Annotated in this window: 20 protein-coding genes; 10 read left to right on the plus strand and 10 right to left on the minus strand. The window is 56.3% G+C overall.

From position 1 onward, the window contains the following. The first annotated feature begins 206 nt into the window (after positions 1-206). Both narX and narL read left to right on the plus strand, forming a co-directional pair. On the plus strand, positions 207-1,997 hold the full coding sequence (gene narX / locus SBO83_RS05815) for a nitrate/nitrite two-component system sensor histidine kinase NarX (protein ID WP_396130774.1): 1,791 nt from the start codon (positions 207-209) through the stop codon (positions 1,995-1,997). After that, the gene (gene narL / locus SBO83_RS05820; protein WP_185690010.1) at positions 1,994-2,644 is read left to right on the plus strand and encodes a two-component system response regulator NarL; all 651 of its coding nucleotides are present in this window, start codon (positions 1,994-1,996) and stop codon (positions 2,642-2,644) included. The genes narX and narL overlap by 4 nt, the downstream gene beginning before the upstream one ends. Positions 2,645-2,756: 112 nt before the next feature. Here the strand turns inward: narL and SBO83_RS05825 are convergent, their stop codons facing one another. Next, a complete protein-coding gene (locus SBO83_RS05825) occupies positions 2,757-3,713 on the minus strand; it encodes a glycoside hydrolase family 6 protein (RefSeq protein ID WP_396130775.1) in 957 nt (318 codons plus the stop codon). Between the two features lie 64 nt (positions 3,714-3,777). Further along, complete coding sequence (locus SBO83_RS05830; RefSeq protein WP_396130776.1) at positions 3,778-5,280, minus strand: YchO/YchP family invasin; 1,503 nt, start codon at positions 5,278-5,280, stop codon at positions 3,778-3,780. A gap of 245 nt (positions 5,281-5,525) precedes the next feature. Between SBO83_RS05830 and SBO83_RS05835 the strand changes: the two genes are divergently transcribed. The 5 genes from SBO83_RS05835 to SBO83_RS05855 all read left to right on the plus strand — a co-directional run bounded on the left by SBO83_RS05835 (position 5,526) and on the right by SBO83_RS05855 (position 12,372). Further along, positions 5,526-6,797 carry an acyltransferase family protein gene (locus SBO83_RS05835; protein ID WP_396130777.1) on the plus strand — a complete coding sequence of 424 codons (1,272 nt, stop codon included), beginning with the start codon at positions 5,526-5,528 and terminating at the stop codon, positions 6,795-6,797. 333 nt (positions 6,798-7,130) lie between these two features. Continuing rightward, positions 7,131-7,880, plus strand: coding sequence for a gluconate 2-dehydrogenase subunit 3 family protein (locus SBO83_RS05840; protein ID WP_396130778.1), 750 nt, complete (start codon positions 7,131-7,133; stop codon positions 7,878-7,880). Between the two features lie 17 nt (positions 7,881-7,897). Further along, positions 7,898-9,661, plus strand: coding sequence for a GMC oxidoreductase (locus tag SBO83_RS05845; RefSeq protein WP_396130779.1), 1,764 nt, complete (start codon positions 7,898-7,900; stop codon positions 9,659-9,661). Beyond that, the gene (locus SBO83_RS05850; protein ID WP_396130780.1) at positions 9,658-10,893 is read left to right on the plus strand and encodes a c-type cytochrome; all 1,236 of its coding nucleotides are present in this window, start codon (positions 9,658-9,660) and stop codon (positions 10,891-10,893) included. Before SBO83_RS05845 ends, SBO83_RS05850 begins: the two co-directional genes overlap by 4 nt. A gap of 912 nt (positions 10,894-11,805) precedes the next feature. Further along, the gene (locus tag SBO83_RS05855; protein WP_396130781.1) at positions 11,806-12,372 is read left to right on the plus strand and encodes a YbhB/YbcL family Raf kinase inhibitor-like protein; all 567 of its coding nucleotides are present in this window, start codon (positions 11,806-11,808) and stop codon (positions 12,370-12,372) included. A gap of 18 nt (positions 12,373-12,390) precedes the next feature. Here SBO83_RS05855 and SBO83_RS05860 read toward each other — a convergent pair whose 3' ends face one another. Next, positions 12,391-13,056: a DUF998 domain-containing protein gene (locus SBO83_RS05860; protein ID WP_396130782.1), complete on the minus strand. Its 666-nt coding sequence runs from the start codon at positions 13,054-13,056 to the stop codon at positions 12,391-12,393. A gap of 218 nt (positions 13,057-13,274) precedes the next feature. Between SBO83_RS05860 and SBO83_RS05865 the strand changes: the two genes are divergently transcribed. Beyond that, positions 13,275-15,002, plus strand: coding sequence for an alpha-amylase family glycosyl hydrolase (locus SBO83_RS05865; protein WP_396130783.1), 1,728 nt, complete (start codon positions 13,275-13,277; stop codon positions 15,000-15,002). A 99-nt stretch (positions 15,003-15,101) separates the two neighbouring features. Then, positions 15,102-16,151 carry a helix-turn-helix domain-containing protein gene (locus tag SBO83_RS05870; protein ID WP_396130784.1) on the plus strand — a complete coding sequence of 350 codons (1,050 nt, stop codon included), beginning with the start codon at positions 15,102-15,104 and terminating at the stop codon, positions 16,149-16,151. Here SBO83_RS05870 and SBO83_RS05875 read toward each other — a convergent pair. Continuing rightward, entirely contained in the window at positions 16,111-17,151 is a 1,041-nt protein-coding gene (locus SBO83_RS05875; RefSeq protein WP_396130785.1) for an alpha/beta fold hydrolase, read from the minus strand. The two genes, SBO83_RS05870 and SBO83_RS05875, sit on opposite strands and share 41 nt — an antisense overlap. Before the next feature lie 92 nt (positions 17,152-17,243). Continuing rightward, positions 17,244-18,818 carry an ABC transporter substrate-binding protein gene (locus SBO83_RS05880; protein ID WP_396130786.1) on the minus strand — a complete coding sequence of 525 codons (1,575 nt, stop codon included), beginning with the start codon at positions 18,816-18,818 and terminating at the stop codon, positions 17,244-17,246. Between the two features lie 256 nt (positions 18,819-19,074). Here SBO83_RS05880 and SBO83_RS05885 point away from each other — a divergent pair, with 256 nt between their 5' ends. Then, positions 19,075-21,036, plus strand: a complete 1,962-nt coding sequence (locus tag SBO83_RS05885; protein ID WP_396130936.1) for a glycoside hydrolase family 3 N-terminal domain-containing protein — start codon at positions 19,075-19,077, stop codon at positions 21,034-21,036. A gap of 53 nt (positions 21,037-21,089) precedes the next feature. Here SBO83_RS05885 and SBO83_RS05890 read toward each other — a convergent pair whose 3' ends face one another. From SBO83_RS05890 to SBO83_RS05910, 5 genes are read right to left on the minus strand one after another with little or no spacing between them, the layout of a single operon-like run. Beyond that, positions 21,090-21,767, minus strand: a complete 678-nt coding sequence (locus SBO83_RS05890) for an ATP-binding cassette domain-containing protein (RefSeq protein WP_396130787.1) — start codon at positions 21,765-21,767, stop codon at positions 21,090-21,092. Next, a complete protein-coding gene (locus tag SBO83_RS05895; RefSeq protein ID WP_396130788.1) occupies positions 21,764-22,678 on the minus strand; it encodes an ATP-binding cassette domain-containing protein in 915 nt (304 codons plus the stop codon). The genes SBO83_RS05890 and SBO83_RS05895 overlap by 4 nt, the downstream gene beginning before the upstream one ends. Further along, the gene (locus SBO83_RS05900; protein ID WP_396130789.1) at positions 22,668-23,537 is read right to left on the minus strand and encodes an ABC transporter permease subunit; all 870 of its coding nucleotides are present in this window, start codon (positions 23,535-23,537) and stop codon (positions 22,668-22,670) included. The genes SBO83_RS05895 and SBO83_RS05900 overlap by 11 nt, the downstream gene beginning before the upstream one ends. A gap of 13 nt (positions 23,538-23,550) precedes the next feature. Next, the gene (locus tag SBO83_RS05905) at positions 23,551-24,603 is read right to left on the minus strand and encodes an ABC transporter permease (RefSeq protein WP_353501941.1); all 1,053 of its coding nucleotides are present in this window, start codon (positions 24,601-24,603) and stop codon (positions 23,551-23,553) included. Continuing rightward, positions 24,603-26,171: an ABC transporter substrate-binding protein gene (locus SBO83_RS05910; RefSeq protein WP_396130790.1), complete on the minus strand. Its 1,569-nt coding sequence runs from the start codon at positions 26,169-26,171 to the stop codon at positions 24,603-24,605. Before SBO83_RS05910 ends, SBO83_RS05905 begins: the two co-directional genes overlap by 1 nt. Positions 26,172-26,176 lie beyond the last annotated feature (5 nt).

Here is a 26,176-nt window from a genome sequence, read left to right on the forward strand (position 1 = left end):
TTATGGGTATCCCCGCCATGATTGATAATTGACTATAATTCATAGAGTTGATGTCATTATGCATATCTATTGATAGCAGGCGTTATTCCGGTGGAAATAAATAGGTACTCCCATAGGAGTATAGGGATATCACGCCGGATAATAAAAAATATGCCCACACTAACCGAATGCCCTTATCCCTTAACGTTACTGACAGGAATGACAAGATGCTTAGACGCGCTGTGACGCCGCTGTCGCTAGTCAGCCAAATTGCCCTGCTGATGCTGTTGCTCGGCCTGTTGGGCATTGGCGGGATGAGCGTCGCCGCGTGGATGGCGCAGAGCATTCAGGGTAACGCCCATGCCATCAACAAGGCCGGTTCGCTGCGTATGCAGAGCTATCGCCTGCTGGCCTCGGTGCCTCTGACCCCGGCCAATAACGCCTATTTGCGCCAGATGGAGCAAGATCAGGACAATCTCGATCTGCGCCGCGCGGTGCAAAGTGAAGATCTCCAGCCAGAATTCGACGCCCTGCGCCGCTACTGGATTACCACGCTGAAGGATCAAATTCGTCAGGCACAGACCCCCGCGCAGGTGGCCTCCAACGTGGCGGTGTATGTCGGCCAGTTAGACAAACTGGTGGCCGCGCTGGAGCATAAAACCGAATACCACCTGACGCTGATTTCACTGGTCCAGCGCGGCCTGCTGCTGGTCACACTCTTACTGCTGGGGCTGACGATTTGGTTTCTACGCCGTCGGCTGCTGGAGCCGTGGAAACGGCTGCTGGCGCAGGCCAACGCGGTGAGCGCCAGCGATTTTAGCCAGCGTTATCAGGTAAGCCAGACGACCCGCCCGCACAATGAAATGGATATTCTCGGCCAGTCGCTGAACAGTATGTCGCAGGCGCTGGAGCGCACGGTGGACAGCCTGGCGCAGCTGGTAGATAACAAAACGGCCGATTTACAGCAGAAGAATCAGGTGCTGGATTTTCTCTATCGCGTCAGCCGCCAGCTGCATACCAGCGCCCCGCTGGAGCAGCGTTTAGTGCCGGTGCTGGAGGAGTTACAGAAGCTGACGCCGCTACAGTCCGTGCAGCTGCGGCTGTATGAGAACAACAGCGCCGAGCTGTTTAATGATATCGGCAGTCCGGCTGCGAGCCAGCACCATTTATATAGCGACAACAACGCATCTGCTGAAAATAGCCACCAGCAACCTCTCAGCTGGAGTTTGCAAGACGAGCGCGAGAATTACGGGGTTCTGCTGGCGCAGCTTCCACAGGGCACCTCGCTAACGCGCGACCAGCAGCGTTTGGTGACGACCCTACTGGAGCAACTGACCAGCACCTTAATGCTGGCAAGACAGGCTGAACATCAGCAGCAATTGATGCTGATGGAAGAGCGTTCCGCCATTGCCCGTGAGCTGCACGACTCGCTGGCGCAGTCCCTCTCCTGCCTGAAAATCCAAATTGCCTGTTTGCAAATGCAAGGGAGCGAGTTGACGGCAGAAAACGGCCAGTTGGTGCAGCAGATGCGCGACGAACTGAATACGGCTTATCGCCAGTTGCGCGAACTGCTGACCACTTTCCGCCTACAGATGAACACCCCCGGCCTGCGCGCCGCCTTGCAGCACGCGGTAGATGAGTTCTCGGCCCGCATGGGGATCACTATCGCTTTTGACTACCAGTTACCGCCGCGATCGGTACCGGCCAATCAGGCGATTCACCTGCTGCACATTGCCCGCGAAGCCCTGAACAACGCCTTTAAGCACGCCAATGCTGCGCAAATTTCCCTAAGACTCAGCTGTGAGCACGACGAAATTATGATGCAAGTGACCGACGACGGTCATGGCATCCCAGAAAATATCGAAAGACAGCACCATTACGGCCTGATCATCATGCAAGATCGCGCCAAAAGTTTGCACGGCCAATGCCAGATCACCAGCCGGGAAAGCGGCGGGACACAGGTCACCGTCCGCTTCCGTCCAGACGCATTGCCGATTAATCCCCAGGAGCAAGTATGAACGACGCGACCCCTTCGACTATTTTATTGATTGATGACCACCCGATGCTGCGCAACGGCGTTAAGCAACTTATCGCGCTGGACACTACCCTGCAGGTGATTGGCGAAGCGAGTAACGGCGAGCAAGGCGTTGAACTGGCAAAACAGCTCGACCCGGATTTAATCCTGTTAGATCTCAATATGCCCGGCATGAACGGCCTCGATACGCTGGATAAAATGCGCCAAACCGACCTCTCTGGGCGCATCGTGGTGTTTAGCGTGTCGAATCATGAAGATGACGTGGTGACCGCCCTCAAACGCGGCGCCGACGGTTATCTGCTTAAAGATATGGAGCCGGAAGACCTGCTCGCCGCGCTACACAATGCGGCAGGCGGCAAGATGGTGCTCAGCGAAGCCCTGACGCCAGTGCTGGCGGCCAGCCTGCGCGAGAGTCGCCCGAGTGGCGATCGCGACATTCAATCCTTGACGCCGCGCGAGCGCGATATCATCAAACTGATCGCCGAAGGCTTGCCCAACAAGGTGATCGCCCGCCGCCTGAACATCACCGAAAGCACGGTAAAAGTTCACGTGAAGCACCTGCTGAAGAAGATGAAACTCAAATCCCGCGTCGAAGCGGCGGTCTGGGTGCTGCAAAGTAATGTGATTTAACGGTAACTTTTTTTGTTTGGTTTTGGTTTTTTACTCCTTCCCTTTCAGGAGGGGAGGAGCTGAATGGCCTTATTTTTAACTTTCCGCATCCGCCCAAAATCGCTGCTGACCATCACTTCCCTTCAATTAGCCGCACTGCCAGTTCCGGGCTAAAAACGCCCGCCGCCGGGCCGTTGTGGCAGTCGGCGCTGGGGGAAGACGCGCCGTCGGAATCGCCGGGCTGCTTGACCCAAACTGCCATCGCGTCAGCTGAAATCTTGCCCGGCAAACTGCCAATTTTGCGCCCCGGCGGGTTGCACCACTGGCCGTTTTCAGAGCCGTTGCCGCTGCGTCCGGTGTCTATCAGCATCGATTTACGATAACCATAATTGGCCGCCAGCCGGGCGTTAATCGCCTCGCCGTAAGCCGTCGATTGCTCAAGCCGATAGAAGTTTGACACGTTCAACGCAAAGCCCTGCGCCAGATTAATGCCCGCCGCGTTAAGCAGATCCGCCATGGCATCTTCGGGCTTCCAGCCTGCATTTCCCGCATCCAGATACACCTTGGTCTTTACCGCGTGCTGCTGAAACTGCTGCAAAGCATAGTGAATTAGCCCCAGCCGCTCTTGGCGTTTGGTGGGGGTCAGGCAGTCGCTATCGGCCAGCGCATCGGGTTCGAGCACCACCATCGCCGGTTGGCTGCCGACGCCGCTGATGAAATTATCGATCCAACCGCGATAGTTCTGGGCATCGCTCGCTCCTCCGGCAGAAGCTCCGCCGCTGCAATCCCGTCCCGGCAGGTTATAGGCTACCAACAGCGGAATGCGCTGAGCCTGGCTGGCGGCATTTACATAGCGGCTCACCGCCTGCGCCAGTTGGTCGTTGCTTTGGCTGGTGCCGGTAAACCACATCGCCGAAGGCACTTGGGCAATGGCGGTGTTAATGGTTTTGGCGCGAGGGTCGTCAGGGTGAGCTTTCACCCACTGGGCGGCAGAAGAGTTGGGATTAATATAGAAGCTATCACTGGCCAATGCGGCCAGTGTCCAACAGGAACTGAGTAGGCAGATGCCGATCGCTGCGCGCTTTAGCATGGGTAAGTTCTCAAGATTAAAAAGCCATTATAAATAGCTTAATCAAACGCCGGTGAATCACCCATTAAAAATTAAACTTCTGCTGCTGCATATCTTCACTCAGCGGCGGCGGCGTGACGTTAAGGGTGATCCAGTTAGATGTGACATGCTGGTCTTTGCTGTCCACCACGGTGACGGACAGACGGTAGCTGTTGCTGGCATCCGGCGAGCTATCCCACGGCGGCACAATCAGGCTCCAGCCATCGGTGTCGCGGTTATTGTGCGGCGGCGTCAGGCTTAGCGCCTGAGTGTCGCCCTGCCAGCTCAGCGCGCTGACACTGTTGAGTGCCCTGACCTGCAATTTCAGCTCGACGGTTTCACCCGGCTGTAAATTCCACGGCGGCGTCGCCAGATAAACCGACAGCGTTTTGCGCTGTTTGAAATCCATCACTGGCATGTTATTGCGCTCGACCACGTCCATCCGGCTGCCGCGCAGCGAGTGCGCCTCGGCCACATTGTTGGCAGAAAGCTGCTGGGAGAGCGGCACCCCAAGACGGTAATTGAGCGTCAACTCGACGCTGTCCTGATTGTCGCCATCCTGCCCGGCCTGGTGGGCGGCCTTCACCGTCACCAAAGGCACCGGCGTGTAATTCACTCCAAAGGTCATGGCCGAAGGATTGGTCTGCCGCGTGCCGTTGCCGAACAGGTCCACCTGATTGCCATAATACTGCTCGAAGCTCAGCGAGGCGCCAATCTGGCGATAAAACGGCAGATAGCCTTTGGTGGTGATGTCATAGCCCCGCGCCTGGCGGCGAAGCTGCGGCGAACTGCTGCTGTCCGCCTTATAAGAGGAAAACGGATGATAATAGTTGGTGGAGAAATGCAGGTAATCGGTCCACGCCTCGGCGCCCAAGCTGCCACGGCTTAGCTGATGGTCGAAGTCGTTATCCACAAAGGCGTTATAGCCCAGCATCCAACTGCCCTCATTCCAGCGCTGCCCCAGCCCGAAGTTCCCCACAGTGGCGTCCGTGGCGCTGACCAGCCCCACCTGACTGTAAGTCAACAAATGGTCGTTTTGGTAAAGCGGACTGAAGAGCTGCCCCCGGCTGCCATCGAGATTTCGCCCGCTGACGTCGAGCGACATGCTGGCGGTGCCAAGCGGCGAGAGTAAGCTGCTGGTCTCTTTCTGCACCAGCTTGGCGGCCTGCGTTAGCGCCAAACTTTCCGCCTGCTCGCGCAATGGGTCCTGACTGTCGCTGGAGGTGCTCTGCTCGCCAAACTGTTTCAGCGTATTGGCGATTTTGGTTTCAGCCGCCGTCGCGCCGCTGGCGGGCTTGTAATAAGCGCTACCCAGACTGGGCAAGGTGTTGGGATCTTGGGCAGGAGTACCGGCATTGAACATCGAATTGGCATCACCAGCGGGAGCTGAGAGGTCAGCATCGGGAGAAAATCGCTGGTAAGCGTCTACCGTCAGCGCATTGGCGCTTGCAGTATAGAAAGCCGATCCCCACAGAATAAGCAGTGAGGTGCGCAGTGGCGGCGCAATTCGCTTCAATAAATTGGGAAAAACTTCTGTGACGTCTGTCATGTCCTGCACAAATAAAGAGTGAACAACGATCTTAACCTACAGAGGACATTTATCAAGGCACAAGAGCACTTTAGGCCACTTTCGGTAACGCTTTAGGTAAATTCTGAAACATTTTTTACATTTGGTTTAAGTTTCGTTCACCTCCCGTCAGTTATACCTCGTTGACCTGATCCGTGAGCACGCTGTCATTCCCTGATGACGTCTGGGAACGACGGATTGTCGCTTTATTGTTGCGGAGACAACGGATGCAGAAAGCATCAAAACAACGTTTTATTGGTTTGGAATGGCTGCGCTTCCTGCTCGGCTGTTATGTGATGATTTACCACACGGTTCATCAGTACCCGCAGCGCGGTTCGGTGCCCTTCTTGGCTGAACTCACCAGCATGGGGTTCTTCGCCACCAGCACCTTCTTTGTGCTTTCCGGCTTTCTGCTTACTCACGTCTATTTTAACGGCAACCAGATGCGCGAGTCGGGCAGAAGCTTTCTAAAAAAGCGCTTCTGCAACCTCTACCCAATCCATATTGTGGCGCTGGCGTCGTCAATTTTGGTGGTCAGCCTGATGCAGTGGCTTGCGATTCCGCCCGAAGGCCCCGGCTCAAGCCTGAGATTTGTGGTGTATGACACCAACTCCGAGCTGGCCGGCACTAATCCCGAACTTTTCCGCCACTATATGACTAACGCCCAGTTGGCATTTAACGGCGTATTACAGCTGCTGATGCTGCAAGCCTGGAACCCCTACTTCCTGACTTTCAATGCGCCGCTCTGGTCACTCTCCACCCTGTTTTTCTTCTACCTGTTCTTCCCGTGGCTCGGCCCGAAACTGCTGGCGCTGCGCCATAAATGGCTATGGATGGCGATCATCTGCGCCCTCTACCTGCTGCCGCCCATTTGGGTGATTTGGCAGCAGCAGTACGGTATGCCTTTCACTGGCCTGTTGCAGCGTGGGCCGCTGTTCCGCCTGCCGGAGTTTCTGGCGGGGATACTCGGTTATGGCATTTTCCGCCAGCACCAGAGAGCCAATCTGGTGATTGGTCGTTCGACGCGCACCCTGCTGGCGCTGGGGATTTTGCTCTGCTTCCTGATTGGCACCGCGCTGTTTACTCACGGCAACGGTCGGCACTGGTACTTCCTGCTGCACAATGGATTATTACTTCCCTCGCAGGTCTGTTTGGTCTACCTGAGTGCCTTGGCACACGATCCAAAAAGCGCCTGGCTGCGACACTGGTCGCCACGGCTTGGCGCTGCCTCTTTGTCGATTTTCGCCCTGCACGTTCCGCTGTTCAGCCTGTTCCGCACACTGGAACAGTTACTGCGCGGCGCGCCGATGAGTTGCTTTAATGATTGGCAAGGTTGTGTTGATGCGGCGGGTAAAGTGCAGCTCAGCGTGACCGGTTATGTGATTTATCTGCTACTTACTGTGGCAATTTGTGTGATCTTCCAAGAAAGGTTTGTCGTGCGGATGCGCAATTTTCTGCTACGGATCTTCCCTGCGTCAGCAAAACCACAACGTCAGTAATGACAGGGGCTGCAGAGGAATTTCGCCGCACTTTGTAGCCCTTAAGTTGTGTAAATTAAACACGGTTCCTATAACAGCTTTACCCAAATTTACACATTTCATAACATTTTTAACATCTAAGACCGTTCTCGTTACAAGGATTAATCATCTATCCTGTCTAGGTAAATTTGATTTTAGTTACGCCACCCGAATGCAGATTTTTCTTTGCATCGCGTGACTATGATCACAATTAACGATCTACACATAATGACAAATTTGCACGCCGTATCCCCTCGTCAGACAGCACAGATTGTCTGATGAGAAGTGCGCATTCTATAAAACAAGGGAACATAGATGAGCAAAAAAACCTTGCCCGGCGTTACGCGTCGGCAGATCCTGACGTTTTCCGCCGCGTCCGCCGCTCTCGGCGTCGCCAAGGCAGCAAACGCCATTACGCTCAAAGGAACGCCCGTGTGGAGCCCCTTTGACGCCAGTCCTCCCCCGCAGATTGAAACCGAAGGTTGGGTGTTCTTTACCGACGCCGAAGCCGCCGCGCTGGAAGCCATTGTTGACCGTCTGATCCCCGCTGATGAACTGAGCGTTGGGGGCAAAGATGCCGGTTGTGCCGTGTTTATTGACCGCCAGCTAGCCGGTTTCTACGGCACCTACTCCCGTCTGTATATGCAAGGCCCGTTCAAGCAAGGCACGCCGGAACAGGGCGACCAGTCACCTCTGGTTCCTCAGCAGCGCTACCGTTTGGGTCTGGCCGCTTTAGAGCAATACACCCAGACGGAACACAAAAAATCCTTCAAAGATCTGACCGGCGACCAACAGGATGAAATCTTGGCTGGCTTGCAAACCGGAAAAATAGCTTTGAATGGCATCGATTCCAAACTGTTCTTCGATATCGCGCTGAAGAACACCATGGAAGGTTTCTTCGCCGACCCGATTTATGGCGGAAACCGCAACATGGTGTCATGGAAAATGCTTGGGTTCCCGGGCGCGCGTTACGACTATCGCGAATACATCGGCAAACATAACCAGAAGTTAGATCTGGAACCGCTGAGTATCTCCGGTGGAGATGCATGGAAGATGAAAAGCTAGGGGCGAAAGAACAGATTATGGCAAAGAAACTACCCAAAACTGACGTGGTGGTGATTGGTCTCGGCTGGGCCGGATCGATTATCGCCAGCGAATTGACCGACGAAGGTCTGAACGTGGTCGCTATTGAACGCGGCCCGTGGCGTGATACGGCGCGTGATTTTAACGTCGCCACCGTCACCGATGAACTGCGCTACAACAGCCGCCAGGAGCTGATGGTGCAGACAGCGCAAAACGCCATCACCATCCGTAACAACCCATCGCAAACCGCACTGCCGATGCGCGAATGGGGTTCGTTCCACCCGGGTAACGGCACCGGCGGCGCGGGTAACCACTGGGCGGGTATCACCTTCCGCTTCCAGCCTGACGAGTTCCGCCTGAAAAGCCATCTGACAGAGAAATACGGCGCGAAGGCCATTCCAGAAGAGTTAGTGCTACAAGACTGGGGCACGGACTGGGAAGAGATGGAACCGCACTACTCCTCTTTTGAGCGTTTGGCGGGCGTTTCCGGCAAAGCCAGCAATGTGAACGGCGAGCACCACGAAGGCGGCAATCCTTACGAGGGTATGCGCTCCATCGAATATCCAACCAAGCCAATGGACATGCCGTATGGCCCAACCCTGTTCGCCGAAGCCGCGCGCAACATGGGTTACAAAGCCTTCCCGGTACCATCCTCACTGGTGTCCGAAGCCTACACCAACCCGCTGGGCGTCAAGATGGGCCCGTGCACCTACTGTGGTTTCTGTACCAACTACGGCTGTGCCAACTATTCGAAAGCCAGCGCCATCACCACCGTGCTGCCCGCGCTTATCCGCAAAGAGAATTTCGAAGCCCGTACCAGCTGTGAAGTGATGCGCGTGGTGAAATCTCCAGACGGCAAACAGGTCACTGGCGTGGTGTATATCGACTCCTCCGGCGACGAGTGGGAGCAACCGGCTGACTTAGTGATCGTCACCGCGTTTACCTTTGAAAACGTGCGCCTGATGCTGCTGTCGGGGATCGGTAAGCCATACGATCCTATCAGCGGGACCGGTACCACCGGGCGTAACTATGCCTACCAAACCGCCAACGGCGTGCAGCTGTTCTTCGATGACAAGAACTTCAACCCGTTCATCGGCGCAGGTGCCGTGGGCATGGGTATCGACGACTTCAACAATGACAACTTCGACCACAGCGGCTTAGGCTTCTTCGGCGGTGGCAGTATTCGCGTCACGCCAATCGGCGGCGCACCTATCGGCTATCGCCCTGTCCCACCGGGAACGCCGAAATGGGGTAAAGAGTGGAAGAAAGCTACGGTAAACAACTACCTGAGCAGCATGTCGATTGGTTGTGAAGCCAGCAGCTACACCACGCGCACCAACTATCTGTCTCTTGACCCGAACTACGAAGATCGTTTAGGCCGTCCGCTGCTGCGCGTCACCTTCGACTTCCCAGAAAACGACCTGAAAATGGCCGCGTATTGTACTGGGAAAGTCGGCGAAATCGCTAAAGCCATGAACCCGCGCCAATATGTCGAAAACCCGATGAAAGGCCACTGGAACGGCGCGCCGTATCAGTCCTCTCACGTGGTGGGCGGCTTCGTAATGGGCGCAGACCCGGCAACCAGCTCGGTGAACAAACACCTGCAGGTGTGGGATGTGCCGAACCTGTTCGTGGTCGGCGCTTCCGCCTTCCCGCAGAACCCAGGCTATAACCCAACGGGCACCGTTGGCGCACTGGCGTTCAAGGCCGCAGAAGCGATTCGCAAGTATTATCTGAAGAAACCGGGAGAGATGATTGCATGAAAACTTTAGCTTCCTTCTCACTCGGACTGGTGGCCTTAACCCTATCTGGTCTGGCCCACGCCGCGGGCGATGGCGCTTTCGAGCAGGTTGAGCGCGGCCGCTATCTGGCGACCGTCGGCGACTGTGCCGCGTGCCACACGGCTTCCACCCCAGATGCCAAACCTTTTGCTGGCGGCGTGCCAATCGAAACGCCTTTCGGCCGCTTGGTGGGCGCGAACATCACGCCTGACCCAGAAACCGGCATTGGTAAATGGAGCTTCGACGACTTCCAACGCGCGATGTCCGAAGGTATCGGCCACGGCGGCAAACGCCTGTACGGCGCCATGCCGTTCACGGCTTACACCAAAGTCACCCGCGAAGATAACGCCGCGATCTGGGCCTATTTGCAGACGGTTCAGCCGGTGCATAACGAAATCGAAAGCAACCAGCTGCCCTTCCCCTTCAACGTCCGTACCAGCCTGATGGGTTGGAACTGGCTGAACTTCACCAAGGGTGAATACAAGCCGAAAATGGATAAGTCTGCTGAATGGAACCGTGGGGCTTATCTGGTTGAAGGTTTAGGCCACTGCGGCACCTGCCACACGCCGAAGAACCTGATTGGCGGCGACAAGGAGAGCCAGTTCCTGCAAGGCGCGGTGATTGAAAACTGGGTTGCTCCAGACATCACCGTGAACCAGCACACCGGGATTGGTAAGTGGACCGAAGAAGACCTGATGCAATATCTGAAAACCGGCGCAAACCGTTTCGATATCGCTTCTGGCCCAATGGCTGAAGAAGTGGATCACTCGTCCCAGCACTGGACCGACGCCGACCTGAAAGCGATCGCGGTTTACCTGAAAGACAGCGGCCACGACAGCGGTTCTAAAGCACCAGAGCCAATCAAAGCCGATGATAAAGCGATGATCGCCGGGAAGCAGATTTACGCCGACCGTTGTTCAGCTTGTCATACGCCAAACGGCCAAGGTCAGGAAGGTCTGTTCCCGCGTCTGGCCGACTCCGCGTTGATCAATCAGGATCACGCCACGTCGCTCATCCGCGTCGTGCTGGCCGGCAGCCGCCCTGTCGCTACCAAAGCAGCACCAACCGCCCCATCAATGCCATCCTTCGATGGTGTGATGAGCGATCAGGATGTCGCCAACGTGCTGACCTATATCCGTAACAGCTGGGGTAATTCAGCATCAGCCGTATCGAGTTCGGATGTTAAGGACTTGAGAGCTGAATTGAAGAAATAGTTATTAAGGTTTCACCTTAATAATCCTCAAGTGGGGGCGCTGAAAAGCGCCCTTTTTTTTCGCTTGGAAGCGAAGGAACTTTTCTTAAGGTCAAGGTCGTGGGCGTCGGCCCACACCGACCAAGGGAGGCGTAAACGCGCCTCCCTTGGAACCCTGCGTTTTTTACTGCTGTGAGATCGAGGCTGCGCAGGGTTGGAATGGACATGTTTCAGGCACTTTAGTGATCGTCGCGAAGTGCCGCCGCTTAGGCGGTTCCCGAATTTCAGGCTTCGAGCCTTTGGTCTCGAACCATTCATTCGGCGTCACTTCTGAACGCGACTTACTGGCATTTATACCGTACCGTTTCAGGTGGTTTTTGTTTGCTCCCTCTCCTTTTTAAGGAGAGGGCTGGGGTGAGGTTTGCCGCATTGTGCGTTGAGTTAAACCACTCCTCATCCCTGCCTTCTCATCTGAGAGGAGAAGGAGCAAAACCCAAATCCAAGACAAGGCACCCTGAAACGGCACGGTTGAAATGCCCCAAAACCGCAGTCAAAAATGGCGCTGAGCAAGAGGTTCAAGACCTAAGGCTTGAATCCCGCAGCGAAGGTACCGCCTAAGCGGCGACATTTTGCGGTGGAGAACAGATGTACCTGAAACACGTCCATTCAGCCAGCGACAGCGCGCAGTAAAGAGCCGGAGATTCTTAAGAGGCGCGGCGATAGGCGCCTTTTAAGGCCGGTGTGGCGGCAGCGCACGACCTTGAACTTTGGGCCCGTGTGGGCGGCGAGCCCACGGTCTTGAATTCCCCCCCCCAAAATTCGCAATTAAAACCCCTCAATAACAATTCATCACTTTTCCTCTCCCTGCCTGTTATGCGCATAACTCCCCCCTCCTGCTATGCTTTCAAACACATTCCCATCCGAAGGATTCACCATGCCCGCATGTAAAACAGTGTTAAAAACGACTCTCGCCGTCACGCTCGCTGCGTGGTTACCGCTCGCCAATGCGGCGGGTATCTTCACCCTTACCTCTGGCGACTTCAAAGATGGTGAGATGATGGCGCAGAAGTTCGCAGGAAATATCAAAGGCAATCAGTTCTGTACCGGTGAAAACGCCTCTCCGGCGCTAAGTTGGGAAAATGTGCCCGAAGGCACCAAGAGTCTGGCGTTGACGATGGTTGACCCAGAGGGGCGCGGCGGACTGGGGGTGAATCATCTGGTGGCTTACGGGATTGCGCCGGATGCCAAAGGCTTTGCCGAAAACGATTTGGCGAAAAGCAAAGGCTTTGTCGGCGGCAAAAGCACCCAGGGTAACGGACATTACAACGGACCTTGCCCGCCGGTCAGCGCCGGAGTTCATCACTACACCTTCACGCTGATCGCCACCGACCTGACGCCGGATGCCCTGCCTGCGGGCCTGACGCGCGAACAGCTGTTGGAAAAACTCGACGGACACAGCAAAGGTGCCGCCGGGATTATTGGCCGTTTCGGTAACAAATAAGCCGACTGGCAGGCGGTTTCAGGCCGCCTGCTGCTTATTTCTCCGCGCCGCCAGCAGAGAGATGCCGGTAAAAATTTGCCAAAACGTGATGCTGTAAACCGAGCCTCGCTCAGCAACGCCGGTGGGTAAAATACCCCGCGTTAGCACCACCAGGCTGAGCAAACCGAAAATGCCCAACAGCCAGCTTAACCTGCTGAAAATCAGCCAAGAGGCTTTATTCCACTGGCTCCAGCCCGCGCACAGCAAGGTCAGATTCCCGCCGACAATCGCCAGAAATGCGCCGAACTGATGCAGTGACACACCATGAAAAACTGTGTCTGAAGGTTCACTGTGGAACAGAGCAATGAGAATTCCGCCTATGCCGTGCAGCAGGCCGAAGAGCAGCATCAGCCTTGCCGACAGGCCGCTAAACAACGGCCGTAACAGCCAGCAGGCGATGAAAAACAGCACGCCTTCTATCGCAAAACCGGCGTTCATCACGCCATACAGCGGCGAGCAAATGTCTCGTCCGTCCGGCATCACGCCGCACTCGGCAACACCCAGATCGCTGATGTAATTATTAACGTAGCTGTAGGCCGGTTGCCGCCAACCCAGCGCGGCGATTTTCTCTGCCAATAAGTAGATCAGCCCGCCAAGCATAAAGCTCAGCGCGCCGCCAATTTGACTCTTATTTACCTGCTGCATAAGCCCCTTAAATCTTCAAAGTTCAGCTGATAAAACCTCTATCAACTTGCAACATTTCATTAGCGCGATCATTGATTGTGACCCTACTCACAAAGCTATGCTCTGCCCTAGCCTATTGAAATGACGTGGCTAAATAGCTGCTACTGTCATAACTCCTCGTATTAAAAATGAAACGCGATTGGTACTTTTTATTATTTTTTTACTCAGGAGAAAGTGACATGAAGAAGCATAGCATTGCGATATTCACCGCGTTAGCCGTCGCGGCAATTTCAGGGCAGGCGCAGGCCAAAAACGACGCGCCGGAATGGGTCAGCAAAGCGGTTTTTTACCAGATTTACCCCTCCTCATTTAAAGATTCAAACGGCGACGGCGTCGGCGACATTCAGGGAGTGATCGACAAGCTGGATTACATAAAATCCATCGGCGTGAACACCTTGTGGTTCAACCCGATGTTCTCCTCTGAATTCAAAGACGGCGGCTATGACATCACCGACTTCTACTCCATCGACAAACGCTTTGGCACCAACGCCGACTTCAAACGACTGGTGGAAGAGGCCCACAAGCGCGGCCTGCGCGTCTGTTTGGACTTGGTGGCGGGACACACTTCCGACCAAAATGCTTGGTTTTTAGAATCGAAAAAAGGCCCGGACCAGCGCTACAGCGACTACTACATCTGGCCGGACAGAATTCCTGACGACGTCAAAGGAAAACAGAAAGACCAAATCAGCGGCGTGATTGGTGAAGATAGCTTTGTAAAAACCGACTCAGGGCGCTCGCCGTTTTACATCAAAAACTACTACGATTCCCAGCCAGCGCTGAACTACGGCTACGCTAATCCGAATCCGCAACACGCGTGGGAACAGCCGATTGACGCCCCCGGCCCGATGGCGGTCCGCCGTGAAATTGAAAATATCATCGCGTTCTGGATGGACAAGGGCGCTGACGGTTTCCGCGTGGATATGGCCTCAAGCGTGGTGAAAAATGATCCGGGCAAACTGGCCTCAATCAAGGTCTGGCAGGACATCTCCTCATGGTACAAAGCCAAGTATCCCGAGGGGGTGCTTATCTCCGAATGGAGCAACCCGAAAGAGTCCTCCGCCGCCGGATTCAACATCGATTTTATGATGCATACCGGCAAATATAACTTCTCCTCGCTGTTCTTTAATAAGGTCGGCGGCGAGTTCGAGCCGCAGGTCAGCTACTTCGCCAAGCAGGGCAAAGGCCAAATCAAGGAGTGGTACGATCTTTACACCGAGCAATACAACGCTACCAAGGGTAAGAGCTATATCTCCCTGCCAACCGGCAACCATGATATTCAGCGCCTGAACGCCGGTGACCGTAACACCCTCGACCAGCTGAAAGTCACCATGACCTTCTTCCTCACCATGCCCGGCACGCCGTTTATCTACTATGGCGATGAGATTGGGATGAAATTCCAGACCGGGCTGTGGAACAAAGAGGGCAGTCAGGGGCGTGCCACCAAGAACCGCGCGGGTTCAAGGACGCCAATGCAATGGGATGACTCGAAAAACGCCGGATTCTCCACGGCGGATTATTGGAATCTCTACCTGCCGGTGGATAAAGACGCTAATCGCCCGACAGTAGCTAAGGAGGACAAAGACCCTGCCTCGCTGCTCAACTACACCCGCCAACTGCTGACGCTGCGCAAAGACTCTCCGGCACTGTCGGCGGACGGCGAGTGGAAGCTGGTGAGCGACGTCAATCAGCCCTACCCGATGGTCTATTTGCGCTCCTCGGGCGATGACCGCTATCTGGTGGTGCTCAATCCAAGTGAGCAGCCGCGCGATGTTTCCGTCCCCGCGTTGAAGGTAAAAACCGCCAAACTGGTGGCCGGAGATAATGCCCAAGGCAGCTATAAGCCGGGCGATCAGAGCGATGCCATCCACGCTGGCGCGATTTCTGCGCAGGTTTATAAGCTGGATTAACAGCGTTTAACCACTCCTCTCGCCCAGTGGCGCGTGCAACTTGGCGGGAGGAGTGACAAAAGCTACACTTCACGCTTTATTCTCAGCCAGCGTAAACCCATGATTGCCATCCCCTTGCCGTTTGTTATTTCTCTGCTGCTTGTCGTGTTGTGGGTTCGTGAGTTTACGCGCTGCGCGCCCCACCGTTTTCACAGCCTACTGTTTATCGCACTTTGCGTAATATTGACCAGTCTGGTTGGACTGCGCTGGAGCTTTCATTGGCCGCTGGTTACCCTGATTCAGCCGGTGGTCGCCTCGCTACTGCCGCCGCTGGCTTGGGCCTGCTTTGCCGATATCACCCAGCGTCGCTCGATGAGCCTCGCGCCCGTCGTCATTCCGCTGATTTTCGCCCTGCTGGTCGCCTTAACCCACCTCGGCTGGCCCGCGCCTCTCGACTCGGCCCTGTCGGGCTTGTATCTCGGTTATGGCGTGGCCTTTGGCCGATTAGGGCTGGGCAGCAGCGACAATCTGCCTGCGGTTCGCCTCTCTGATGCCCGTCTCGCCCGCAGAACGCTGTTACTGACGGGCGTTTTACTCTGCCTCTCCGGCCTCTCAGATGCGCTGATCGCGGCTGATTTCACCCTGTTTAGCGGCCAGCACGCCGCGCTGCTGGTCGCGATATGTAACTTACTGGTCCTGCCGCTACTGGTGTTGAGCGCGGCGCTTGGCCAACAGAGCGTGCCTGCTCCACAGGTCGAACCGACCGATGCCGCGCCCATGGCTGAAAAAGCCGTGGCGGCTTCGGATGATGACCGGGTTATTGTCGAGCAAATCCGGGCGCTGATCCGCGACAAAGCCCTGTTTCTCGATCCCGACATCACCCTCGATCGCCTGTCGCGCAAGGCGTTAATCCCCACTCGACAGATTTCACATGCGGTAAACCGCGTTTTGCAATGCAGCGTATCGCAACTGCTCAACAGTTACCGCGTGGAGGAAGCCTGTCGCCTGCTGAGAGAAACCGAGCTGACGGTCACCAGCATTATTTTTGAGTCAGGTTTCCGCACCAAGTCCAACTTCAACCGCGAATTCCTGCGACAGACGGGCATGAACCCCGGTGACTATCGACGCGCTAATGCACTGGCACGGCCTGAGCCAGAAACTCAGCAATAAGCTGTGCAACCTGCTGGTGAATGACCTGCCGCGAACGTCCCGCGCCGTCGTGGCAGATAATACCGTCGCCGGGCGCCCCCTCTTCAATCAGCGCCTCTCCGCCCGGTTTGCACTGCTGCATAAAGCTAAAGTGCGAGGCGTCGTTCAAATTCATATAGCGCGAGCTGGAGGCGGGCAACCCAGCGGCGAGATAAGCTGATTCCCGTTCGGCGGGCAATTCGGCGATATTGGTTCCCGCGCTTAACACTAAAAAAGGCACTTTTATCGCCGCCAGACTGGGTTTGGAGAAGCCTCTGGCAAAGCCCAAATCGAGGGAAACCACCGCTTTCACTCGTGGATCCCGCAAATCAGCATCCAGCAGTTGGGTGAACTGCGGCGAACGGTTAATGCCCATTTCAGCCATCAAACTGCAAATGCGCGTTTGCGGAGCGGGCTGGCAATCTTTGACAAACTGCGCGGTGTCGAATCGCGCTCCGGCCAACTCGGCTACCGTCCAGCCTCCCAATGAGTGTCCCACGGCGGCAATCCGCTGGCTATCCACCTTTCCCACCCATTCCGCAGACGCCAGCAGCGCGTCGATCGTCCGACTGAGGTCCTGAGGGCGCAGCCACATCTGCGCGGCTTTCTCCGGGCTTTGGTCCATGGTGGTGGTGCCGGGGTGGTCCGGCGCGGCCACGATATAGCCTTGAGCCGCTAAATCGTCCGCCAGCCAGTTGAGATTGCGCCAATTACCGCCATAGCCGTGAGACAGCACCACCAGAGGATGGCTGCCCGCCTGCGGGCTGGCGTCACGGATAACCGCAAGGCCGACAAAGGCTGGGTTATCGCCTACTAGCGTCACAGGTTGAGTTTGCTGAGTGGGATACCACATGGCAATGTGCAGAGGGCGTGGGCTTGTTTCACCCAGCGTTGTTTCACGAAAACCCACCTGAGAGGCGGCGCTGACAACCTGAGTCAAACAAACCCACAACAGCAAGAAAGAACTAAGACGACCAAACATAGGGATACTCCATGAAGAAAAGAAGGTCCCTATTTACTGCTCAAGCTAAGGCTGGCGCGACCTGATACGCGATTTAGGTCGCACTATTGGCCTTATTTATTCACCGTATCCAAATACAGCTGGCTGCCTGCCACGTTTTGGCTAGCGCCCGTTACGTTGTCACGTAAAGCCACCAGTAATTTGCTTTGCAGCGCCACCACAAATGGCGAATTGTTCTGTAATTCACGTTGCAGATCGGCATAGCGCGCCAGTCGTTTGGTTGGGTCAGATTCCGCCGCCGCTTCGCGGGTCTGCTTGCTGATTTCCGGGATCACCCACTGAATACGCTGAGCCAGGGTTTTCGGACCGTCCGGCACGTTGTAAGCGAAGGTGCTGGCGTTGGTATTCGGGTCGAGGTAATCCGCGCCCCAGTAGGTGAAGATGGACTGGAACTTGTGGGCACGCATGCGAGTCAGCACGTCGCTTTCCACCAGCGGATGTACCACTAAGTTAATCCCCGCCTTGGCGAAGCTGGCTTGCATCGACTGGGCGATATCCGAATAGGGCGGCTGGTTGATCACCAGCAGGTCAATTTTGGTGCCTTCGGCGATACCCGCTTTGCTCAGGATCTCTTTCGCTTTGGCGACATCCAGCTTGAACGGCTGGTCGTCAATCGCGCCAGCCAGACCGTCCGGCAGGAAGGTTTGGTGGATGGCGTACTGACCTTTCAGCAGGTCCTGCGAGATGCCTTTGTAATCCACCAGCCAGCGAGCCGCTTGCCACAGCGCCGGGTTATTCAGCGCGGGCTGAGAGGTGTCGCCGGTGTTAAAGGCCAGATAGAACACCTTGGCGGCCGGGAATTCAAAGACGCGCACGCCCTTCTCTTTTTGCAGCGAGGCGAACTGGTCGGCCCCCAAATCATAGGCAATGTCTGCGTCGCCATTCAGCACCAGCAGGCGACGGGTTGCCGGGTCCGCGACGTTTTTAAACAGCACGTTTTCCAGCTTAGCCAGCGGGTGCGCATTCGGGTTACGTTTCAGCACCAGCGCCTCATGCGGCACGTAGTTGCGCACTTCAAAGGCACCGCTGCCCGCCGAGCGAGAGCGCAACCAGCTGTTGCCGAAGTCGTTATTTTCCGCGTGGGATTTCACCAATTTACTGTCGACAATCGCCGCCACTGGCGCAGTCAGCACGCGCAGCACCAGCTCGCTGCCGATATCCGCAGGCCAGCTGATTTGCAGCTTATCGTCACCGACTTTTTTGAATTGGGCATCAACGTTGTCCGGCGTCCAGCCCAGCTCGCCGAGGATAAACGACGGGCTTTTGTTGAGCTTCACTGCGCGGGTGTAAGAGTAAATCACGTCATCCGCCGTCACCGGATTGCCGCTGGCGAACTTCGCTCCCGGCTTGATGGTAAACACCAAACTGTGTTCGCTATCGCCTTTGGTCCAGCTTGAGGCCACGTCCGGGTCCAGTGTGTCCGGGTGCTGGCGGTCTGGAGAGACAATCTGCTGATAAATATTGATTAAATTTCCCGAACTCACGGTTTCAAAGCTTTCGGCCGGGTCGAGACTGATAATGCCCTCAAGGGTGCTGGCGATCACCAGCGTATCTTTCGGCGTCGCCGCATGAGCACTGAACGCCGCCGCAACGGCCAAGAAAAGCAAAGAAGGAAGACGAACTTTCATGAAGGCAAAACTCCCGAAAAATTAAGTGTTTTTCGAGTGTAAGGACACTCTCTCCAAGGCAAAACCATGAAATTAAGCAATATAATTCAGAAAATTAGCTAAGGCGGCGTTAAGCCAAATTTAAAGCGCGGTTAATGGCGGGTGCTGATTTTTCGGCCACCTCGGATATGCGACTTCTATCGCAAAATCAATCCCCTAAGTAGGTTATTACTGAGCGGCTTGTTTGTATATAAATCAACTATTAAGGATGATAATGATGAAAATCACACCGCTGAGCCTCGCCGTTTCGGCCTTACTGCTCTCCACCCCTTCGGCTTTCGCCAATGATGATCAGCCCGAACTCAGCCAGCGCGATGTCACCCTGTTGACCGTCGATGGGTTGAAGTTCAAAGACCTCAATCATTCGGGAAAACTGGAACCTTATGAAGACTGGCGGCTGACGCCGGAGATGCGCGCAGCGGATCTGGTGAAGCGCATGACGCTGGAAGAAAAAGCCGGAGTGATGATGCACGGCTCTGCCCCCACGGCTAACAGCCCGATCGGCGCGGGTAGCAACTATGATCTTGACGCTGCGAAACAGATGATTGCCGGGGCCAAGGTGAATAGCCTGATCACCCGTTTAACCGGGGAGGATCCGGCGGCGATGGCTGAAGAAAATAACAAACTTCAACAGATTGCCGAAGGAACGCGGCTGGGTATTCCCATCACCATCAGCAGTGATCCCCGCAACGCGTTTGAGTATTTAGTGGGTGCCAGCTCGTCAGCCGGTAAATTCACCAAATGGCCGGAAACACTGGGCCTGGCCGCCATCGGCGATGAAAAAACCACTCGCCGCTATGCCGATATTGTCCGTCAGGAATATCTGGCAGTGGGAATTAGAGAAGCCTTGTCTCCGCAGGCCGATCTGGCGACCGAACCCCGCTGGGCGCGAATCAGCGGCACCTTTGGCGAAGATCCGACTCGCGTCCATAACATGGTGCGTGGCTACATTGCGGGCATGCAAAACGGCAACAGCGGGCTGAATCAGGGCAGCGTTATCTCGGTGGTTAAACACTGGGTAGGCTATGGCGCGGCGGAAAACGGCTTCGACAGCCACAGCGTTTATGGTAAGAACGCCGTTTTCGCCGGCAACAATCTTAAAGAGCATATTTACCCCTTCACCGGCGCGTTTGAATCTCAAGTTGCTGGCGTCATGCCCACCTACTCCATCCTGAAAAATGTATCGATTGAGGGCAAACCGCTGGAGCAGGTCGGCGCGGGCTTTAGCCACCAGCTACTGACGGATATTTTACGCGGGCAATATGGCTTTAAGGGCGTGATCCTCAGCGACTGGCTGATCACCAATGACTGCGATGAGGTGTGTATCAACGGCGAGCCGGACGGCAAAGAACCGGTACCTGGCGGAATGTCGTGGGGCGTCGAGCAGCTTACCCCCCAGCAGCGTTTTGTTAAGGCGGTGAAAGCCGGTATCGATCAGTTTGGCGGCGTAACCGACTCCCAGCTTTTGGTCAACGCAGTCAATGAAAAACAGCTGACCGAACAGCGGCTTGATGAGTCCGTGGTGCGCATTCTCCAGCAAAAATTCCAAACCGGCCTGTTTGAAAATCCGTACGTTGATGTGCAGAAAGCCGCGCAAACCGTGGGCCGGGCTGACTGGCAGAAAGAGGCCGATGCCGCACAGTGGCGCTCGCTGGTGCTGTTGCAGAACAAAGACGCCATTTTACCTCTGAAAAAAGGCAAAAAAATCTGGCTGTACGGCGTGGCGACGAAAGCGGCACAGGACGCAGGATTTACCGTCGTCGACTCGCCGGCAAAGGCCGATGTCGCGCTGATCCGCGCCCAGGCGCCATATGAAAAGCTGCATCAGAACTGGTTCTTTGGCAAACGCCACCACGAAGGTTCGCTGGCCTTTACTGAGGACAATGCTGATTATCGGGCACTCATTAATGCCAGTAAGCACGTCCCGACGGTGGTTAGCCTGTATCTGGATCGCCCGGCGATTTTGAGCAATGTACAAGATAAAGCCAAAGCCATTATCGGCAATTTTGGGGTCAGTGATTCGGTGCTGTTTAGCCACTTGACCAGCAGCGAAGCCTTCACCGGCAAACTGCCTTTCGAGCTACCTTCCTCCATGGAAGCCGTGCTCAAGCAGCAGTCCGATATGCCGCACGACAGCCAATCGCCGCTGTATGAAATTGGCTTTGGGCTGGCGCGCTAATGAGTCACCGGCCCTAACGCTCGCTTACCTCGCGCTAGGGCCGGTAGACTACATCACCCGACAATATGCCCTTTCGCCATATGCACGGCTCGGTCACACATGTGGTCAATCACATCCGCGTCGTGGCTGACCAGCAGCATGGTCAGATCCGTTGAAGCTTTCAAGTCATTGAGCAAGTTGAGGATTTCGGCCTGCACTGACATATCCAGCGCCGACGTCGGCTCATCCAGCAGCAGCAATTTCGGCTTAAGCAGCAGAGCGCGAACAATCGCCACGCGCTGGCGCTGGCCGCCGGAAAGCTGATGTGGATAGCGACTCATCAGGCTGGGATCGAGTCCTACCTGACGAAAACCTTCGGCGATTTTCTGCTCGATATCCTGCTCTTTAAGGATTTTCAGCGGCTCGGCCAGAGTACGGCTGAGGCGATGTTTCGGGTGCAGCGAGGCATAGGGGTCCTGAAACACCATCTGCACGTCGCGGCGCAGGCTGCCGGTGAACGGCTTGCCCGGGACCAGCTGTTGGCCAAGCATGGTTAAGTTCCCTGACCACTGGCCGTTTAACCCAGCCAACACCCACAGCAGCGAGGATTTACCGCAGCCGGATGGCCCGACTAGCCCGAAGCACTCGCCCTGCTTAATGCTCAGACGCACGTCATGCACCACGGTGCGCAGCTCATAGCCGTGACGGTGTGAAACGCTGAGGTGGTCTAATTCAGCAACGACCTGACTCATGGCTGTGGCTCCTGTGAGCAAGCATCTTTCGATGAAGCGGATTTCAAAGACTCAAGCAGCGCGCGGTCAAGCACCGGCAGGCGCTCGCCGTGGGTGAACTTGCTCGGACGGCATGACCACAGAGTGTGAGTGTAAGGATGCGTGGCGTGCGCCAGTTGGTCAGCTGGCAGTTCATCCAGCAGGTCGCCCTTGTACATCACCAGCACGCGTTCGCAGAACTGCGACACCTGCTGCAAGTCGTGGCTAATCAAAATTAGCCCCATGTTGCGCTGCTCCACCAGACGCTCAATCAACCCCAGCACCTGCTCGCGCATGTCAAAGTCCAGCGCCGAGGTCGGTTCGTCAGCAATCAGCCACTGTGGATCATTGATCAGAGCAATCGCCAGCATCACGCGCTGTCCCATGCCCCCGGAAAGCTGGTGGGGATACTGCTTGCACAGGCGTTTCGGGTCTGGCAGGCCCACGGCGTTAAGCATCTCCAGCACCTTCTCCTGCCGCTCTTTGCGACCAAGGCGCGTGTGCAGGCGCAGCGGCTCCTCCACCTGCCAGCCAATCGGCTGCGACGGGTTGAGAGCGTGTTTCGGATCCTGCATCACCATGGAGACGCGATTTCCGCGCAGCTGGTTCCACTGGCGTTCGCGCAGGGTCAGCAGGTCTTGGTCGCCTAAGGTCAGCTGGCTGGCGCGCACTTCGCACGGGTGCGGCAACAGGCCCATCAGGGCGCGGGCGGTTAAGGATTTACCCGAGCCGGACTCCCCCACCAGCGCCACGCGCTCTTTGCCGACGCTGAAAGAGAGCGACTTCACCAGCTCCACCGGGCGCGGTCCGGGCAGATAGACCGTCAGGTCTTTGGCAACAAGCACGTCATTGTGCAGCGTCTTTTGTTGGTTCTTCTCGAAATCATTTGCCATGTCGCGGGTCCATTTTGTCACGCAGGCCATCGCCCAGCAGGTTGAATGCCAGACTGGCGAACAGGATGGCACCGCCCGGCGCGGCGGCGACCCACCACTGGTCGAAAATCACTTTACTGCCCTCGGCAACCATCGAACCCCATTCGGCGGTCGGTGGCTGGATGCCCATGCCGAGGAAGCCCAAACCGGCAGAGGCCAGAATGATGCCGCCGAGGCTCAGCGCCGCGCGCACCACGGCGCTAGGCAGGCACAGCGGCAGAATATGGCCGAACATCAGGCGTAAGCCGCCAATGCCCTGCATACGCGCCGCCGCCAGATAGTCACTGCGGCGCAGCGCCAGCGTCTCCGCCCTCGCCTGACGGGCAAACGGCGGCCAGCTGGTGAAAGCCAGCGCCAGCGCGCCATTCATCAAGCCCGGACCAAGAATGGCCACCAGCGCCAGTGCGATAACCAGGCTTGGCAACGACAGCACGATGTCGGTGAGGCGCATAACAATGCGCTCATACCAGCCGCCGATGTAACCGGCGCTGATCCCTACCAGCAGTCCAATGGGGATGGTCAGGATCAGGATCAACGACACTAGCAGCAGCGTAGGCCGCGCGCCGTAAATCACGCGGGAGAGCAAATCACGGCCAAAGCCGTCAGTGCCCAGCCAGTGCTCGTCAGACGGCGGCAGCAGGCGAAATTCAATATGCTGAATGTTCGGGTCGAAAGGTGCCAGCAGCGGCGCGAACAGCGCGCAGGCAATCAGGATGATGACCAGCACGGTGCCAATCGACAAGGTGGTGATACGCCTTGCCGGACGCCATTCGGTTGAGGCATCGACCTGCGTTGGCTGGTCAGGAATAAGTTGAGTCATATCAGTCAGCCACTTATCGGGTTCGCGGGTCAAGAAGGTAAGTCAGGGCATCAGCCAGCGCATTGAGCAGCACGAAACAGGTGCCAATCAGCAGCGTCGCGCCAAGGATAGCTGGCGTGTCGGCAGCAAACAGCGCGGTGGTCAGGTAGCGCCCGACGCCCGGCCAGGCAAATACCGTTTCGGTTAATACCGCACCTTCCAGCAGGCTGGCGTAGGAGAGCGTTAACACGGTGATGAGCGTACCCAAAACGTTAGGGAAGACGTGACGCAGCAGCACGCGGCCCCGGCCAGCGCCCTTCGAGCGCGCCAGAATCACATACTCTTTGTTCATTTCGCCCAGCATTGAGGCGCGCAGCAGGCGGGTGATCCCCGCCATGGAAAGCAGCGCCAACACGGTCACCGGCAGCCACAGGTGGCTGATAGCGTTGAAGAACATCTCGCGATCGCCAGACAGCCAGGTGTCAATCAGCACAAAACCGGTTTTTGGCTCCATGCTATAGAGATACACATCATCCAGCCGCCCCGGCCCGCCGGCCCAGTGCAGCACGGCGTAAAACAGCAGCAGCCCTAGCAGGCTGAGCCAGAAAATCGGCACCGAATAGCCGAGCAGCGAAATCAGCCGCGCGGCGTTATCCAGCCAGCTTCCCGGTTTCCATACCGCCAGCAGCGCCAGCGAAATACCAAAGAAAGCGCCGAAGATGATGGCGCAGGTAGCTAACTCGACGGTAGCCGGGAAGGTGCGCGCCAAATCACTCGCTACCGGCTGCGCGGTGATGCGCGACATACCCATATCGCCGTGAGCCAAATGCTCAACATAGCGACCAAACTGCACCGGCACCGACTGATCCAGCCCGAGATCTTTGCGGATCTGGGCGTAAGTCGATTCGCTGGCGTGGTCGCCAGCCACTTGCAGCGTGGGGTCAATCGGCGCGAGGTGGGAAAGCGTAAAGGTAAACGCCAGCAGGCCGAGCAGCGTCAGCGCCAGTGAAATCAGGCCGGTCAGCAGACGGCCTGACCAGCGCCAACCCTGCCGGACGAATCCGGCGGGTGTTGAACTATCAGTCATTACTTAGTGACCTTGCTGTAGAAGACCATGTCAGGGTTGATACCCTGCACGTAGCCCTGAATGTTGTCACGCACGGCAATCAGGCTCTTGGCCTGCAAACCAATCACGAACGGCGAGCTTTTCTGCACTTCTAATTGCAGTTTACGGTAATCCGCCACGCGTTTAGCTTGATCAGGCTCGGCGGTCGCCGCCAGCGTCAGTTTATTCAACTCTGGAATTGACCAGTTGGCGCGCCATGCCAGCGTCTGGCCGCCATTCTCTGCGTTATAGGCAAAGGCAGAGGCGTTGGTGTTCGGGTCGAAGTAATCCGGCCCCCATGAGGACATGTACGCGTCGTACTCGTGGGCTTTAACCTTGGTAGAAATCTGCTGGCTCAGGCCCGGATCCAGTTTCACCGTCACCCCGCCCTGCGCGAAGCTCGCCTGCAAGGCTTGGGCGATGTCCAAATACGGCGGTTGGTTGGAGGTTGAAATGGTGAAGGTGACGTTTTTCAGCCCGGCTTTTTCCAGAATGGCTTTAGCCTTGGCTGGATCGTAGGTGTAAGGGTTGTCATTCAGCGCGCCAAGATAGCCCTCTGGCAGGAACGCCTGATGCACCTGAAAGGTGTCTTTCATCAGATCATGGGCGATGTGTTTGTAGTCAAACAGGTAGCGTGCTGCTTCCCAAAATGCCGGGTTGCCCAAGGCTGGAGAGGCTTTAGCGTTAAATTGCAGGAAGTACAGTGACGCGTAAGGGATCGCCAGCGGCTTCACGCCCTTTTTGCCTTCCAGCGCGGCCATTTGGTCAGCACCGAGGTTGCGCGCCATATCGGCATCGCCCTGCTCAATCAGCAGGCGGCGAGCAGCCGGATCCGGCACGTTTTTGATCAAGATGGTTTTCAACTTAGGCGCGCCCTCTGGCGAGCTTGGATTGGCGTCGAGCACCACCACTTCATGCGGCACATAGGTGCGGATTTTGTACGGGCCGCTGCCCGCGGAATGGCTGGCCAGCCACTCATGGCCAAGGTCGGTGCCTTTGGCATTCTCTTTGACCTGTTTGCTGTCGACGATGGAAGAAACTGGCGCAGAGAGCAGGCTCAGCACGAAGTTCGGGCTGACGTTGGCGGTCCAGCTCACCTTCACGTGGTGATCGTCAACCTTGGTCAGGAAGCTGTCGACGTTTTTTGCATCCCAACCCAGCTGGGTCAGCACGAAGGATGGCTCAAGGTTGAGCTTCACCACGCGAGACAGGGAGAAAATCACGTCGTCGGCGGTCAGGGGGTTGCCGCTGGCGAACACGGCTTTCGGATCGAGGGTGAAGGTCAGGCTGCGGTTGTCTTTGCCTGCTTCCCACGAGGTCGCCAGCGTCGGTTTTAAATCGATTGGGTTATTCGGGTCTGACTGCACCAAACGCTGATAAATATTGTTGAACGCCTGCACGGTTGTCAGCTCAAAGCCCTGCGCCGGGTCAAAGCTTGACGTGTCATCGATAGATTGCGCAATAACCAAGGTATTCGCTGGCGTTGCGGCCTGAACGGTAAAGCTGGCCGCGATAGCCGCGAACAGAACGGAAGGGATAAAGGCTTTCATGGTGA

The sequence above is a fragment of the Ewingella allii genome (assembly GCF_044430645.1).
In the GTDB taxonomy this organism is placed as follows: Bacteria; Pseudomonadota; Gammaproteobacteria; order Enterobacterales; family Enterobacteriaceae; genus Ewingella; species Ewingella allii.

Bases quoted from the DNA above. Each gene is read 5' to 3' on its own strand.
- narX (WP_396130774.1), top strand. From the start codon at position 207: ATGCTTAGACGCGCTGTGACGCCGCTGTCGCTAGTCAGCCAAATTGCC.
- narL (WP_185690010.1), top strand. From the start codon at position 1,994: ATGAACGACGCGACCCCTTCGACTATTTTATTGATTGATGACCACCCG.
- SBO83_RS05825 (WP_396130775.1), bottom strand. From the start codon at position 3,713: ATGCTAAAGCGCGCAGCGATCGGCATCTGCCTACTCAGTTCCTGTTGG.
- SBO83_RS05830 (WP_396130776.1), bottom strand. From the start codon at position 5,280: ATGACAGACGTCACAGAAGTTTTTCCCAATTTATTGAAGCGAATTGCG.
- SBO83_RS05835 (WP_396130777.1), top strand. From the start codon at position 5,526: ATGCAGAAAGCATCAAAACAACGTTTTATTGGTTTGGAATGGCTGCGC.
- SBO83_RS05840 (WP_396130778.1), top strand. From the start codon at position 7,131: ATGAGCAAAAAAACCTTGCCCGGCGTTACGCGTCGGCAGATCCTGACG.
- SBO83_RS05845 (WP_396130779.1), top strand. From the start codon at position 7,898: ATGGCAAAGAAACTACCCAAAACTGACGTGGTGGTGATTGGTCTCGGC.
- SBO83_RS05850 (WP_396130780.1), top strand. From the start codon at position 9,658: ATGAAAACTTTAGCTTCCTTCTCACTCGGACTGGTGGCCTTAACCCTA.
- SBO83_RS05855 (WP_396130781.1), top strand. From the start codon at position 11,806: ATGCCCGCATGTAAAACAGTGTTAAAAACGACTCTCGCCGTCACGCTC.
- SBO83_RS05860 (WP_396130782.1), bottom strand. From the start codon at position 13,056: ATGCAGCAGGTAAATAAGAGTCAAATTGGCGGCGCGCTGAGCTTTATG.
- SBO83_RS05865 (WP_396130783.1), top strand. From the start codon at position 13,275: ATGAAGAAGCATAGCATTGCGATATTCACCGCGTTAGCCGTCGCGGCA.
- SBO83_RS05870 (WP_396130784.1), top strand. From the start codon at position 15,102: ATGATTGCCATCCCCTTGCCGTTTGTTATTTCTCTGCTGCTTGTCGTG.
- SBO83_RS05875 (WP_396130785.1), bottom strand. From the start codon at position 17,151: ATGTTTGGTCGTCTTAGTTCTTTCTTGCTGTTGTGGGTTTGTTTGACT.
- SBO83_RS05880 (WP_396130786.1), bottom strand. From the start codon at position 18,818: ATGAAAGTTCGTCTTCCTTCTTTGCTTTTCTTGGCCGTTGCGGCGGCG.
- SBO83_RS05885 (WP_396130936.1), top strand. From the start codon at position 19,075: ATGAAAATCACACCGCTGAGCCTCGCCGTTTCGGCCTTACTGCTCTCC.
- SBO83_RS05890 (WP_396130787.1), bottom strand. From the start codon at position 21,767: ATGAGTCAGGTCGTTGCTGAATTAGACCACCTCAGCGTTTCACACCGT.
- SBO83_RS05895 (WP_396130788.1), bottom strand. From the start codon at position 22,678: ATGGCAAATGATTTCGAGAAGAACCAACAAAAGACGCTGCACAATGAC.
- SBO83_RS05900 (WP_396130789.1), bottom strand. From the start codon at position 23,537: ATGACTCAACTTATTCCTGACCAGCCAACGCAGGTCGATGCCTCAACC.
- SBO83_RS05905 (WP_353501941.1), bottom strand. From the start codon at position 24,603: ATGACTGATAGTTCAACACCCGCCGGATTCGTCCGGCAGGGTTGGCGC.
- SBO83_RS05910 (WP_396130790.1), bottom strand. From the start codon at position 26,171: ATGAAAGCCTTTATCCCTTCCGTTCTGTTCGCGGCTATCGCGGCCAGC.